11 protein-coding genes and 2 pseudogenes are annotated in these 13,677 nt (G+C 72.5%); 7 read left to right on the top strand and 6 right to left on the bottom strand.

All coding sequences use genetic code 11. From position 1 onward, the window contains the following. The first annotated feature begins 38 nt into the window (after positions 1-38). From OGH68_RS34525 to OGH68_RS34545, 5 genes are all read left to right on the top strand, one after another. On the top strand, positions 39-1,223 hold the full coding sequence (locus OGH68_RS34525; RefSeq protein ID WP_264249453.1) for an FAD-dependent oxidoreductase: 1,185 nt from the start codon (positions 39-41) through the stop codon (positions 1,221-1,223). Positions 1,224-1,504: 281 nt separating this feature from the next. After that, positions 1,505-3,994 (top strand): nitrate- and nitrite sensing domain-containing protein, encoded by a 2,490-nt coding sequence (locus OGH68_RS34530; protein ID WP_264249455.1) that lies wholly within the window; start codon positions 1,505-1,507, stop codon positions 3,992-3,994. 19 nt (positions 3,995-4,013) lie between these two features. After that, positions 4,014-4,445, top strand: a complete 432-nt coding sequence (locus tag OGH68_RS34535) for a roadblock/LC7 domain-containing protein (RefSeq protein ID WP_264249457.1) — start codon at positions 4,014-4,016, stop codon at positions 4,443-4,445. After that, the gene (locus OGH68_RS34540) at positions 4,438-4,812 is read left to right on the top strand and encodes a DUF742 domain-containing protein (protein WP_264249458.1); all 375 of its coding nucleotides are present in this window, start codon (positions 4,438-4,440) and stop codon (positions 4,810-4,812) included. The genes OGH68_RS34535 and OGH68_RS34540 overlap by 8 nt, the downstream gene beginning before the upstream one ends. Beyond that, positions 4,793-5,386 carry a GTP-binding protein gene (locus tag OGH68_RS34545; RefSeq protein WP_264249459.1) on the top strand — a complete coding sequence of 198 codons (594 nt, stop codon included), beginning with the start codon at positions 4,793-4,795 and terminating at the stop codon, positions 5,384-5,386. Before OGH68_RS34540 ends, OGH68_RS34545 begins: the two co-directional genes overlap by 20 nt. A 48-nt stretch (positions 5,387-5,434) precedes the next feature. Here the strand turns inward: OGH68_RS34545 and OGH68_RS34550 are convergent, their stop codons facing one another. The 3 genes from OGH68_RS34550 to OGH68_RS34560 all read right to left on the bottom strand — a co-directional run bounded on the left by OGH68_RS34550 (position 5,435) and on the right by OGH68_RS34560 (position 10,342). Further along, positions 5,435-6,016 (bottom strand): N-acetylmuramoyl-L-alanine amidase, encoded by a 582-nt coding sequence (locus OGH68_RS34550; protein ID WP_264249461.1) that lies wholly within the window; start codon positions 6,014-6,016, stop codon positions 5,435-5,437. 166 nt (positions 6,017-6,182) lie between these two features. Beyond that, positions 6,183-7,469 (bottom strand): SWF or SNF family helicase, encoded by a 1,287-nt coding sequence (locus OGH68_RS34555; protein ID WP_264249463.1) that lies wholly within the window; start codon positions 7,467-7,469, stop codon positions 6,183-6,185. Next, complete coding sequence (locus OGH68_RS34560) at positions 7,466-10,342, bottom strand: DEAD/DEAH box helicase (RefSeq protein ID WP_413471066.1); 2,877 nt, start codon at positions 10,340-10,342, stop codon at positions 7,466-7,468. The genes OGH68_RS34555 and OGH68_RS34560 overlap by 4 nt, the downstream gene beginning before the upstream one ends. A 332-nt stretch (positions 10,343-10,674) precedes the next feature. Between OGH68_RS34560 and OGH68_RS34565 the strand changes: the two genes are divergently transcribed. Next, a complete protein-coding gene (locus tag OGH68_RS34565; RefSeq protein WP_264249464.1) occupies positions 10,675-11,751 on the top strand; it encodes a fatty acid desaturase family protein in 1,077 nt (358 codons plus the stop codon). Between the two features lie 69 nt (positions 11,752-11,820). Beyond that, complete coding sequence (locus OGH68_RS34570) at positions 11,821-12,003, top strand: hypothetical protein (RefSeq protein ID WP_264249466.1); 183 nt, start codon at positions 11,821-11,823, stop codon at positions 12,001-12,003. 153 nt (positions 12,004-12,156) lie between these two features. On the opposite strand, the pseudogene OGH68_RS34575 reads toward OGH68_RS34570, so the two are convergent. From OGH68_RS34575 to OGH68_RS34585, 3 genes and pseudogenes are all read right to left on the bottom strand, one after another. Continuing rightward, positions 12,157-12,949 (bottom strand): annotated as a pseudogene (locus tag OGH68_RS34575) (hypothetical protein). A gap of 75 nt (positions 12,950-13,024) precedes the next feature. Beyond that, positions 13,025-13,336: a hypothetical protein gene (locus tag OGH68_RS34580; protein ID WP_264249467.1), complete on the bottom strand. Its 312-nt coding sequence runs from the start codon at positions 13,334-13,336 to the stop codon at positions 13,025-13,027. Positions 13,337-13,509: 173 nt separating this feature from the next. Beyond that, positions 13,510-13,658, bottom strand: a pseudogene (locus OGH68_RS34585) (PadR family transcriptional regulator); the annotation flags it as partial. Positions 13,659-13,677 lie beyond the last annotated feature (19 nt).

A 13,677-nucleotide genomic window follows, 5' to 3' on the forward strand; every position in this document is an offset into this window, starting at 1 on the left:
CACCCGCTCCTCTCCACGTCTGTGAGGTACGCAGGTCCATGTTCGATGCCATCGTGGTAGGGGCGCGCTGCGCCGGAGCTCCCACAGCCATGCTGCTCGCCCGTGCGGGGCACCGGGTGCTGATGCTCGACCGGGCGGGCTTCCCCTCCGACACCCTCTCCACCCATCTCATCCACCAGCCCGGCGTGGCCGCGCTCGCCCGCTGGGGAGTGCTCGACACCATACGCGCCACCGGATGCCCGCCCCTGGACCGCGCGGTCTACGAGGTGGCCGACATCCGTCTCGAAGGCTGCGGCCGGGGAGTCGAGGGGCAGCGGGCCGGATACGCCCCCCGCCGGTACGTCCTGGACGCCGTACTGGTGGACGCGGCCGTCGCCGCAGGGGTCGACTTCCGTGAACGCTCCTCCGTGACCCGGCTCCTGCACGACGACACCGGACGCGTCATCGGCGTGGAGGGCAGCCACGGCGGCCGCCCCTTCACCGAACGGGCTCCCCTCGTGATCGGTGCCGACGGCATGCGCTCCACGGTCGCCAGACTCGCCAAGGCGGGCTTCACCACGAGCGACCCCAGACTGACCTGTGCCTACTACGGCTACTGGGAGGACGTGCCGGCCACCCTGGAGCTCTACGAGAGTCCCGGCAGCTGGGTGGCCACCGTACCCACCAACAACGAGGCGACGCTGGTCCTGGCCTACTTCCCGCAGTCCAGGTTCGACGAGGTGCGGGCCGACCCGCGCTCCGCCTATCTGCGGCAGATCCGGGCCACCGCCCCGGCCCTGTACGAGCGGCTGCAGGGCGGACGGCGCGTCGAGCGGCTGCGCGGCACCGGCGACCAGCAGAACTTCTTCCGCCGGGCGACCGGCCCGGGATGGGCCCTGGTGGGCGACGCGGGGCACCACAAGGACTCGATCACCGCACGCGGCATCAGCGACGCGTTCCTCCAGGCGGAAGCGCTGGTGCGGCACGCGGGCGGCCTGCTCGGCGGTGATCCGGACAAGCTGGACGAGGCACTGCGGAACTACGCGGACGAGCGCGACGCCTTCCTCGCCCCCGGCTACGAGGCGACGCTGTCGGCGGCGCAACTGGCGCCCCACGAACAGCGGCTGTCGCTGCTGCGTGCCGTGAGCAAGGACCCGGAACTGACGTCGATCTACTTCGACATGGTCGCGGGCACCGGGACCGCCGGCGCCCTCTACACCCCCAAGCTGCTGGCCCTGCTGTGATCCGCCCGGCCGCGGCACCCGGCCCGGGCAGGGACCCGGCGGACCGCAAGATCCATTCGGTCGAAGGCTGCGGGTGAAGGAGCGGCATGATCCTGGTACGGTTCAACCGCCCCGACGCCTTGTATGACAGGCCATCAGAATACGGCGCGTGGGAGGCACTTGGACATTGAATCGTCCCTTACTGCCATGAGTGGTGTGTTTCGCTGCGTATGAGGAATCAGATGCCAGGCACCCGCGACCAGCGGACAACTCACCGGTCCGCCCCGCGCAGATCTCTTCGCATGTCCTTCGCCGTGCCCTTCGTCGTCCCGGCCCTGTGCCTCACCGGACTGTGGGGCTACACGGCCACCGGACTCGTCGACGAGCAGATGCAGCTCGGCGCCGACATGGACCGGGTCGTCTCCGTCGGACAGCCCGCGCACGGTGTGCTGTCGAGCCTCCAGGACGAACGCCGCCTCACCGCCGTCTGGCAGGCCGAACGCACTCCTTCCTCCCGCGCCGTCCTCGACAGCGCCCGGGACAGGACCGACGCCGCGGTCGAGGACTACCGCCGCGCCTCGCCCTCCGGGCTGGACACCGCCGCGTTGCGGAGCCGGGCCACGAAGCTGGACGAGGCACTCGGCAAGCTGGCCGAGCGCCGCAAGGCGATCGACGCGCGCAGTCTCTCCGTCGGTGACGCCTTCGAGTACTTCACGGACACCGTCGCCGACGCCGCGAGCGTGCTCTCCGCGGCCACCCGGACCGGCGACGGCGCCTTCGCCAGCAGTGTCGCCGCCGCGGCCTCCCTGGTGCAGGTCACCGAGATGCTCTCGCGCGAGGACGCCATGATCTCCGGGGCTCTGCCGTCCGGCCGGATGGCCGCCGCGGAGCGCACCCGGTTCGGCCAGTACACGGCCGTCCGGAGGCAGGCCGCGGACAGCCTGCACGCCCCCGACCTCCTGTCGGGCGGCGCCGGCAGCTACGAAGCCATCACCGACAGCCCGCGGTGGAAGGCGCTCGCGTCGACCGAGGACGCCGTGGCCGCCGACAGCGAACTGCCCGAAGACGCCACCACCTGGCCGGACGACGCCGGCAGCGTGGTCAAGGACCTGCAGGAACTGAACGCGGCCTTCCTCGAGGACCTGGCCGGCGCCGGCTCCGACCGCGCCGACGGCCTCCTGCTCGGCGTCGTCCTCGGCAGCGCCGGAACCGCCGCCGCCCTGGCGCTCGTCGGAGTGCTGGCCCTGCGTGTACGGCGCTCGGTGCTCGGACGCGTCGAGGAACTCCAGCACAAGGCCGAGGACCTGGCGGGCACCCGGCTGCCGGAAGCACTCGCCCGGCTCGAGCGGGGCGAACCGGTCGACCCGGCCGCACTGACCGCGCCCGGGCAGCAGCGCACCGGCGACGAACTGGGGCGGCTCGACGCGGCGATCGAGCAACTGGCGCGCGCCGCGGCGGACACCGCGGTCCGCCAGTCCCTCGGCCGCGAGGGTACGGAGAAGGTGTTCGCCAAGCTCATCCGCCGTACCCAGACCCTGATTCACCGCCTCATCTCGCTCCTGGACGACCTCGAGCGCAAGCACGAGGACTCGGACCTGCTGAAGGACATCTTCAGGGTCGACCACCTCGCCACCCGCGTGCGGCGTCACTCGGAGAACCTGGTGATCCTCGGCGGCTCACCGCCCACCCGGCGGATGACCGCCCCGGTCTCCATCACCGACGTGATGCGCAGTGCCGTGGCCGAGACGGAGCACTACACCCGGGTCAAGGTGAAGAACCTTCCGCCGGGACGGCGGATATCCATCGCGGGCCGCTCCGTCGCCGACGTCACCCATCTGCTGGCGGAGCTCATCGAGAACGGCACGAACTTCTCGCCGCCCGACACCCAGGTGTTCGTCAGCGCGACGAAGGTGGCCAGGGGACTGGCGCTCCACGTGGAGGACCACGGCCTCGGGATGCCGGAGGAACACCGCGCCCGGGCCAACCGGCTGCTGGCGAACCCGCCCAAGCTCGACATGATGACGCTGGGCGAGGACCCGCGACTGGGCCACTTCGTGGTGGCCAGGCTCGCGGAGCGGCACAAGATCAAGGTCGAACTGCGCGAGTCCGTCTACGGCGGGACGCTCGCGATCGTGCTCGTGCCCACGGCCCTGCTCGAAGAGCAGGACTCCCCGCTGATGGAGCACCTCAAGTCGGCGGCCGAGGAGCCCGAGCCGTCCGCCGCACCTGCCGCACCCGCCGTGCCCGCTCTCCACGCGGAGGTCGCGGAGCCCGCCGCACCCGCCGCCGGCGCGGCCACCGCTGTGCGGGACAGGCCCCACGACCCTCAGGGGTACCCCGAGTACGGAGGTGCAGGTCTGTTGCCGGCCGTATCCGCCCACCCGCCCGCCTCCGGCTCCGGGCGCGCCCCCGCGGCGCCCGCTCCGGTCCGGACCCCGGCGCCCGCTCCCGCTCCGGAGTGGTCGCCGCCCCAGGAGCACCCCGATCCCGAGGCCGCGTCCCCCGGATTCATGGACCACGGGGACCCCCGGGCCGGATCCGCACCCCTGACGACCCCCCGCGTACTTCCGCAGCGCACCCGGGGCGCGAGCCTCGCGCAGCAGTTGCGCAAGGAAGCGGCGCAGGCGCAGGGCGAGGAGGCCGACGGCGAGAGCGGTGGCCTTTCTCCCGGCGAATCGGCCCGCACCATGATGGCCATCCAGCAGGGGATGAAGCGGGCCAGGATCTCGGACACCGACGAGTCGGCTGGTGCGGACGGTCAGGCACAGTCGCCCGACCGCAGCGCCAACTAACTGTGAGGGAAAATCAGTAATGACTGAGCAGGTAAGAGCCACTCCCCAGCTGGACTGGCTGCTGGACAGCCTCGTCGAGCAGATCCCGGAGATCCGCTGCGCCATCGTCCTCTCCGGGGACGGCCTTCTTATCGGTAAATCGAAGGGCCTCGGCCGGGACGACGCCGAACATCTGTCGGCAGTCGGTTCGGGCATGCACAGCCTCGCCCGCGGCGCCGCGCGCCACTTCCACGGCGGAGAGGTCCAGCAGACGGTCATCCAGATGGACAAGGCGTTCCTGTTCGTCACCGCGGCCGGCAGAGGAGCGAGGCTGGCCGCGATCGCCTCGGAGGAAGTGGATGTCGGGATGATGGCGTTCGAGATGGGCACGCTCGTCAAGCAGGTGGGCAAGTACCTCAGCGCCGCGCCCCGCGTGCAGGCTTCCTTCCACGGTCACATTCAGGATGCCTGAGGCGCGGTGGTCCGACGACGAGGGGGCCGGACGCCATGTCCGGCCGTACGCCATCACCGGCGGCCGTACCCGCCACAGTCAGCACGCGTTCGCGCTGATCACGCTCGTCGTCACCAGGTCCCTGGACGACGCGGGGCACGAGCCCCTGGAGCCGGAGTCGGCCGAGATCCTGGATCTCTGCCGTGAGCGCGCGGTGGCGGTGGCGGAGATCGCCGCTCACCTCGATCTGCCGGTGAGTGTGGTGAAAGTCCTCTGCGGGGACCTGCTGAACTCCTCGTTGATCCTGGTCCAGTCCCCGCCCGACGAGACGGAGAAGCCGAGCGTGGAACTCATCGAAAGGGTGATGGATGCTATCCGCCAGCTCTGAGCCGGTCATGCCGACGGCTCTGAAGATCCTCATCGCGGGGGGCTTCGGCGTGGGCAAGACCACCATGGTCGGCTCGGTCAGCGAGGTGCCTCCCCTGGAGACCGAGGAACGCATCACCGAGGCGAGCTACGGGATCGACGATCTGGCCGGTGTCGAGGGCAAGCACTCGACCACCGTCGCGATGGACTTCGGCCGGATCACCGTCTCCCCCCAGCTGGTGCTCTATCTGTTCGGCACCCCCGGCCAGGACCGCTTCTGGTTCATGTGGGACGACCTGGCGCTGGGTGCGCTGGGGGCCGTGGTCCTGGCAGACACCCGGCGACTGGACGCCTCGTTCGCCTCGGTGGACTTCTTCGAGGAGCGCCAGATCCCCTTCGCGGTGGGAGTCAACTGCTTCGACGGCAGGCGGGAATGCACCGCCCAGGAGGTCCGGTCCGCACTGGCGCTCGACCCCGCCACCCCCGTCATGCTGTGCGACGTCCGTGACCGCAACTCCAGCAAGACGGTGCTGCTCGCCCTGCTGGAGGCGGCGCGGGCGCAGGCGTTCGCCAGGATGACGCCGGCCGGCCACTGACGACCGGGCCGCCGACCGGCGAGTACCGCGCGGCGCCGGCGGCCCGGGTCACGAGAAGTTCACGAGACGGATGTAGCGCACCCAGTCCCAGTTCGGGCCCGGATCGGTGTGGGTGGCTCCGGGCACCTCGGAGTGGGCGATGATGTGCGCCCGGTCCTTCGGGATGCCGTACCGGTCGCAGACCGACGCCGTGAGCGCCGCCGACCGCTCGTACATCGCATGGGTGAAGTACGCCGGCCGGTCCACCCACCCCTCGTGCTCGATGCCGATGCTCCAGGTGTTGTAGTTCCAGTTGCCGGCGTGCCAGGCGACGTCGCGCTCCCGGACGCACTGTGCGACATGTCCGTCGGACGAGCGGACCACGTAGTGCGCCGAGACCTTTCTCGCCGGGTCCCGGAAGATCGCCAGGGTGTCGGCGTAGGTCTCCTGCGTCACGTGCACGACGACGTACCGCACCGGGAAGGAGGAAGGCCTGTTCGAGGCGGTGAAGTTGCCCGAGGAGGCCGGCACCCACTCGGCGTACGGATAGTCGGTGCCCGCCCGGGTGGCGGCCCGGGCCGGCGGCGTGGACAGCAGAGCGGGGACGGACGCCGCGGCGGCGGCGCCCCGGAGCAGAGTTCTGCGGTCCACAGGGCCTTCTCCTGGTGGGGGGAGGGGAGCGCGGCAGGACAAGGCCCGTGAGAGCCTCGCGGCCCTACGGTACTGGCGGCCGAGTGAACTGCGGAAGGACACGTCGGTAGCCAACGGTTATTGATATGAACGGGAGTTGGGGCTCAGCCGTGCGGTCCGCCGCCCGTCAGGCACTCTCTCCGAGGGCACCCGCCAGCGCCTCGGCGGGATCGGGCGAGGCGGGACCGGCCGGTGCCCACACGCCCCTTTCCTTGCGGAACGGCCACCACTGGCCGTCCGGCCCCAGGCGCAGTTGCGTCCCGGCGCCGACGACCGTCCAGCGGGCCGGCCCCGCGGGACGCAGCCGGGGCCGGTCCGCGTCCGCAGCCTCCGCCCAGGCGGCCGCGAGCGCGTGCTCCGCCCGTGCCCGCAGCACCGCGTCGGGTGTGAACTCCTCCTCCAGCGCCGCCAGTCCGGCGGCTCGGCCGAACCGCCAGGCACGAACGGCCAGTTCGACGTCGGCGCGCGTCCTTCCCGTCGCGGCGGCGAGCCGGCCGGTGATCACCGGGCCCGGCACCGAAGCGGCCATCCGCACCGCGTCCCGGTCCTGGGACGGCTCCGGCTCCGGAGGCTGCTCGTCATGCCCGGGCGCGAGGGCCTGCGCCAGCATGAGACGGGCGCGCGCCGCCGCGTCCGCGACGAGGAACTCCAGCGCCGCGGTGTCCAGTCCGTGCCCCGGAGGTGTCTGAGTGTCCAGGGCCGGGGCCGGTCCGGGCTCGTCGGGCACCGGGGGCGCAGGGGGCAGCGGAGGCAGGATGCTCCCCGCTCCGAACGCCTCGTCCGCGCGTACACCGCCCGGCGTCGTCGCCTCTTCGGCCGCCGGCTCCTGAGCCCGGGCCACGCTGCGCAACTGCAGTTCGTCCAGCAGACGGCGCTCCCCGCGCCCGCGCATGAGCAGCAGCACGAACGGGTCCTGGTCCAGCAGACGGGCCACCTGGTAGCAGAGGGCCGCCGTGTGCGGACAGTGGTCCCACGCCTCGCAGCTGCACCCGGGCTCCAGGTCGCCGATACCGGGCAGGAGTTCCACACCGGCCGCGGCGGCGTCCTCCACCAGGTGCGGCGGCATGTCCCGGTCGAGCAGCGCCGCGATGTGACCCGCCCGGTCCGTGGCCATGTCGAGGAACCGTTCCCAGTCCTGCTCGCTCAGCTCCTGGAGCAGCACGTCACTGCGGTACGCCGTGCCGTCGCTGTCCCGTACCACCGCGGTGATCCGTCCGGGCCGGACGGAGACGGCGCCGACCGCGCCCTGCCGTGCCTGCCGGCGGCCCTTCTTCAGCTGCTCGCCGTCGAGCGCCGTGTCCTGCAGGGCCTTGATCCAGGCCTGGCCCCACCATGTCTGCGCGAAACCCCTGCCGTGGGCCGGCGGGAGCGCGGCGAAGGTCCGCTCGAGGTCCCGTCCGTCGGGTGCGTTCATCGTCCAGCTCCTCGCAGTTCGACCAGCTCGGCCAGTTCGTCGTCGGTCAGTTCGGTGAGGGCCGCCTCGCCGGAACCGAGCACCGAGTCCGCCAGGTCCTTCTTCCGTTCCAGCATCCGGGCGATCCGGTCCTCGATCGTGCCCTCGGCGATCAGCCGGTGCACCTGCACCGGCCGGTCCTGCCCGATCCGGTAGGCACGGTCGGTGGCCTGCGCCTCGACGGCCGGGTTCCACCACCGGTCGTAATGCACCACATGCTCGGCCCTGGTGAGGTTCAGGCCGGTGCCCGCCGCCTTCAGCGACAGCAGGAACACCGGGATCTCACCGTTCTGGAAGCGGGCCACCATCGCCTCCCGCTCCGGCACCGAAGTGCCGCCGTGCAGGAACTGCGTCCGCACGCCGCGCTCGGCGAGATGCTCCTCCAGCAGCCGCGCCATCCGCACGTACTGCGTGAAGACGAGCACGCTCGCGTCCTCGGCCAGGATGGTGTCCAGCAGTTCGTCGAGCAGTTCGAGTTTGCCCGAGCGGTCCGCGATCCTGGGCCGTTCCTCCTTGAGGTACTGCGCGGGATGGTTGCAGATCTGCTTCAGCGAGGTCAGCAGCTTCACCACCAGACCGCGCCGCTCCATGCCGTCCGCCCCGGAGATCGCGGTGAGGGTCTCGCGCACCACCGCTTCGTACAGCCCCGCCTGTTCCGGCGTCAGGGACACGGCCCGGTCGGTCTCGGTCTTGGGCGGCAGCTCGGGCGCGATGCCCGGGTCGGACTTGCGCCTGCGCAGCAGGAACGGCCGGATCAGCGCGGCCAGTCGGCGGGCGGCCGCCGGGTCGGTGCCCCCCTCGACCGCCTGCGCGTAGCGGCTGCGGAAGGTTCCGAGGCGCCCGAGCAGACCGGGCGTCGTCCAGTCGAGGATCGCCCACAGCTCGGACAGGTTGTTCTCCACGGGGGTGCCGGTGAGGGCGACCCGTGCCTTCGCGCCGATGGTGCGCAGCTGCCGGGCGGTGGCCGAGTACGGGTTCTTGACGTGCTGCGCCTCGTCGGCGACCACCATGCCCCACGAGGCGCCGGCGAGCCGCTTTGCGTCCAGACGCATCGTGCCGTACGTCGTCAGGACGAACTCGCCGTCGGCGAGGCCCTCCAGGGAACGGGCGGCGCCGTGGAAGCGCCGTACCGGGGTGCCGGGGGCGAACTTCTCGACCTCGCGCTGCCAGTTGCCCATCAGGGACGTCGGGCAGACGACCAGGGTCGGGCCGGCGGCCGAGGCGTCGGTCTGCCGGTGCAGATGCAGTGCGATGAGCGTGATGGTCTTGCCGAGTCCCATGTCGTCGGCGAGGCAGCCGCCGAGGCCGAGGGACGTCATCCGGTGCAGCCAGCCCAGACCGCGCAGCTGGTAGTCGCGCAGGCTCGCCGCGAGCGCCGCCGGCTGGGCCACGTCCTGCGGCCCTCCTTCCGGATCGGCGAGCCGCGCGCGGAGCCGTTCGAGCGCGCCGGACGCCTCCACAGCGACCGTGCGCCCGTCCACCTCGGTGGTGCCGGTCAGTACGGCGCCGAGGGCGTCGACGGGGGACATCTTGCGGTCCTGGCTCTCACGGGCGCGTCGCACCTCCGCCGGATCGACGAGGACCCATGCGTCGCGCAGCCGCACCACGGGCCGGCCCGCCTCGGCGAGCCGGTCGAGCTCGGCGCGGGTGAGCTGGTGGTCCCCCAGTGCGAAACGCCAGTCGAAGGAGAGCAGGGCGTCCGCGGACAGGAACGACGGAAGGCCCGAGGAGCGCTCGTCCAGGCCGTGCCCGTCCCCGCCGGGAGAGCCGATCACCGCACGCGCGGTCAGCCGGCGGGCGAGCTGCCGCGGCCAGTGCACCTGGACACCGGTGGCAGCCAGCGCTCGTGACGCCTCGCCCAGCAGCTCCGCGACCTCCTCGTCGGCGAGTTCGACGGCGTCGGGCACGGCGGCCTGGAGGAGGGGCGCCAGCGCCGGCCAGGCGCGGGCCGCGCGGCGCAGCGCGAGGAGCGCGTCCAGCCGGGCCCGCGGCCCGAACCCGGCTGCCGCGGCACCGGTGCCGGCCCACACGTCGGCGGCGTCGGCCACGAGCGCGGCGTCGTTGACGCCGTGGATCTGCAGCACCGCACGGAACGCGGGAGCTTCGCCCCCCGCTCCGTCGTGCTCCGGGCCGGCCGGTTCTTCGTCGCGTTCCAGGCCCGTCAGTTCGACCCGGAGGGAGAGGCGCACGCCGGCGTCGTACCCGGCGGCGATGTCCGCGGCCCAGGCCCGCAGACCGGGCAGGTGCTGGGGTTCCTGCGCGGCGAACGCGGCGCCCCCGGCGGCGAGGGGGGCGGCGGGTGAGCGGGGCAGGCCGTCCGCGACCGCGTCCAGGAACCGGCGCAGCAGGCCCTCCGGTTCGGGCAGCAGCAGCGTCCCGGCCGCCGGGTCCAGGGGGACGGCATGGGCGGCGGGCGGCATGGAGGCGGCCAGCGTCCGCAGCCGCTCCAGGTCCTCGGGCGCGAGCGGGCCCGCCCGCCAGCTGTCCATGCCGGTGGGGCTCAGACCGGGCAGAAGCAGTCCACGCGAGGCCAGTTGGAGCGCCAGCACCGCCGCCGCCCCCCAGAACGCCGCCGACCCGGAGGCGCCGCCGGCGGCGCGGGCCCGGGTCAGGACCGGCAGCGCGTCCCCCACGGGCAGCAGCAGCGCGGGTACTTCGGTGGTGCGGAGGCCGGCCGTGACGACAGTGAGGGGCCGGAGCGCGTCGTCGCCGACGGGCAGCGCGTCCCCGTCCGGGTGCCAGAACGCGACATGGCCGGTACGGGCCGGATCGCCCGGGATGAAGACGGCCGAGCAGCGGGTGAGTGCGGTGAGCGCGGGCAGGTCGACATGCACGGCGATGACTGTCCTCAAATTTGACTACTGCGGAGACCGAAGCGCCGAGGGTACAACACCGGGCCCCGCCCCGGGGGCCGGCGACCGGTGACATGGCTCACTCCACGGCCGGGCTCCGGCTGCCGTACCGTCGAGGGTGCAGTCAGCGCCACCCCGGACAGCGGGATTGCCCCCGCGGGACCCGGGGGGTGGCGCCATCGCCCCGAAGGGCCCCCGGTCCATACGTTTGTCAGGCCGGAGCAGTCGGACAGTTCGCGCATCCGGCGCACCCACACGTCTTTCGCGCTCGCGCGTATCCGGCGCACCCGTCGTCCACAGACCGGAGACCCACCATGCCCCAGGGCACCGCCGTCCTCGCCCCGCCCGCCGCCCCTATCGCAGCCCGGCCCGCCGGCAGTGAATTCGCACCGTTGCTGCGGACCGTCAAGGAGCAGGGGCTGCTGGAGCGCCGCACCGGCTGGTACGCGCGCGGCATCATCGTGAACCTCGCGGCTCTCGCCGCCGTCGTCGCCGGAGTGGCGCTGGCCGGGGGTTCCTGGTGGGTGTTGCTCCTCGCGCCGCTGTTGGCCCTGTTCTCCACCCGCGCCGCCTTCTTCGGTCACGACGCCGGACACGCGCAGATCGCCGCGGACCGCCGCACCAACCGGATCATCCAGCTGGTCCACGCCAACCTGCTGCTCGGGATGAGCCAGGAGTGGTGGAACGACAAGCACAACCGGCACCACGCCAACCCGAACCACCTCGACAAGGACCCCGACGTCGCGGCCGACGTCCTCGTCTTCAGCGAGAAGCACACGGCGGGCCGTGCCGGAGTGAGCGGCTGGCTCACCCGTCACCAGGCGTGGCTGTTCTTCCCGCTCACCACGCTCGAGGGCATCGCGCTCAAGGTCTACGGCTTCCGCGCCGTGTTCTCCCGAAGCGGCGGGGGCCGCCAGTCGCGCGGGGGACGCGTCCTCGAGGGCGCGATGCTCCTCGCGCACGTCGCCGCCTACGCGACCCTGCTGCTGACCACCATGCCCCTCGGGCAGGCGGTGCTGTTCGCGCTCGTGCACCAGATGGTCCTGGGCCTCCACCTCGGCATGGCCTTCGCCCCGAACCACAAGGGCATGGAGATGCCCGACGAGGAGACCGGCAAGGCCTGGGGTCATCTGCGCCGGCAGGTCCTCACCTCGCGCAACATACGCGGCGGCCACGTCACGGACTGGTTCCTCGGCGGTCTGAACTACCAGATCGAGCACCACCTCTTTCCGAGCATGCCCCGCCCGCACCTGAAGCTCGCCCAGCCGCTGGTGCGCGCACACTGCCGCTCGCTGGACATCCCGTTCACGGAGACCGGGCTCGTCGAGTCGTACCGCCAGGCCCTCGCCCACCTGCACGAGGTCGGCGAACCGCTGCGAACAGCCGCATAGTGGAACCCTGGGGCGAGTGTGCACGTTCTCATGACAGGAGCGGCCACGGCCGCGGAGGAGGCGTCGGAAATGTCGACACGCACAAAGATCGTGATCGGGGGAGTGGCCGTCGGCCTGCTCCTGATGCCGCTGCTCGGATTCTGGCTGTCGCTGCTGGTGGTGCTCGGTGTGCCGACGGTGGCGTACCTGATGCTCGACCCGAGCCAGCGCCGCAGGCTGCGGCGTGTGTCCCGCAAGGAGATCGGCCGCTGACCGCACGGCCGGCAGACCGCTGAACGGCACCCGGGCCCCAGGGCCCGGGTGCCGGCGCGTTCCGTTCCGGGGCCGGGCCCTTGCCGCCCGGGGCCTCTCGCATCGACGTGTCGGCGTGCGCCCTCGGGGACGAAGACCTCAGGAGGGGCGGCCTCAGGACGGGTGGACGGCCACCTTCTCCAGCGCCTCCAGCAGCCCCGGCAGCTCCGGGCCGCGGCCCACCGGGACGACCTCCCCCGGCTCCTCGTCCAGCAGCAGGAACGCGATGTCGTCGGTCCTGGCGACCAGCGACCAGCCGGGCCCGTCCGCGCGCAGCGTCCTGGCGCCGCCCGGCGCGAAAGACGAGCGCACCCGGCCCGGCGGCGGTGCCGACTCCACGTACACCCTGGCCTCCTCCAGGGCGCGGCGGACAGCCTCACGCGGCTGTGGGCGCCCCTCCAGGGGTGGGCCCGAGGCGGTCCCCGCCTCGGCGTCGTCGATCTGGGCCCGCCACTGCGCCCACTGCAGCGCCACCTCGTCCGCGCCGAGCCGCCGCTGGGCAGGGCCCCAGGTGTCCGGGTCGGGCGGGGCGAGCGGCGGCCGGTCGCCCTCCTCGGGGGCGGGGTCGTGCGGCGCCGGAACCCCGGGCGCGGCGACGGCGACGGCCAGCGGCCAGCCCGGCAGCGCCGCCACCACACTGTGCTCGGTCGTAGTCCATTCCGCAGTCCCACGAGGCGATGGCGACGGCGACGAGCGACACGTCGTCGACCACGACCGTCCAGCGGGCACCGCCGGAGTCCTGGCCGATGACCAGCCCGTAGCCCTCGGCGTACGGTTCGAGGGCCAGCGCCTCGCAGGCGGCCGGGTAGTCGTCGCCGAGCACGCTCGGGAACTGCGCGGGTGTGAGCAGCACCGCGGTCAGCACATACAGCGAGTCGTCGTCGACGGTGTCTTCCGCGCCGGCCACGGCAACCTCCCCTGCCCATCGTTCGTCGGCGCACCTTAACCAGTGGGTAACCCGCACGTCGAGAGTGGGCGGCGGCTAATTCGATCCCGCCCGCTCAGCCCGCGGAAGCCCGAGAAGGTCACGTGCCACGGTCTCCACGGGCTCGTTCCGCTCGTGGGCGAGCGCGGTCACGGCACGGCAGGCCAGTTCGTTGAGGCCGAAGACGAGCGCGTCGGGGGCGACCCAGCCCGTCGCCTCGTTCATCCGGTCCTCGTCGTCCGCCACGCACGCCGACACATACGTGGCGGCCGCCTCGAAGACGTTGTGCCGGCGGGAGGGCCCGGACGTCTTCGTACGGGCGGGGCGGCGAGCCAGAAAACCACGGAACCGAGCGAGCACGGCGACCAACCTTCCTCGGGGCGGCGGACGCCGCCGAACTGTGAAGTCCTCCATTTTCGCACCGCGTTCGAACGGTGACGAGGGTGCCTCGGGACAGCTTGGCGCCTACCGGCCTTCTGTCCGAGAGCGCTCTCCTGTCCGAGCGCGTCTTCCTGCTCGAGTGCGTCGACGGTCTCCCGGAGTCATGCGAGTTCGGCCGTGGTCGTGGCCCGCGCGACGATGAGGATGCCGCGCCGGAAGGGGTCGTCCAGCCCCTACGTCCGCAAGGGCCGACCACCGTCGTGGAAGAAGCTCGCCGCTCCTCCAGGAAGGCCGGCCGACGGCGCAGCACGGTAATCGCGATCCGCCGC

The organism is Streptomyces peucetius, assembly GCF_025854275.1.
Classification (GTDB): Bacteria; Actinomycetota; Actinomycetes; order Streptomycetales; family Streptomycetaceae; genus Streptomyces; species Streptomyces peucetius_A.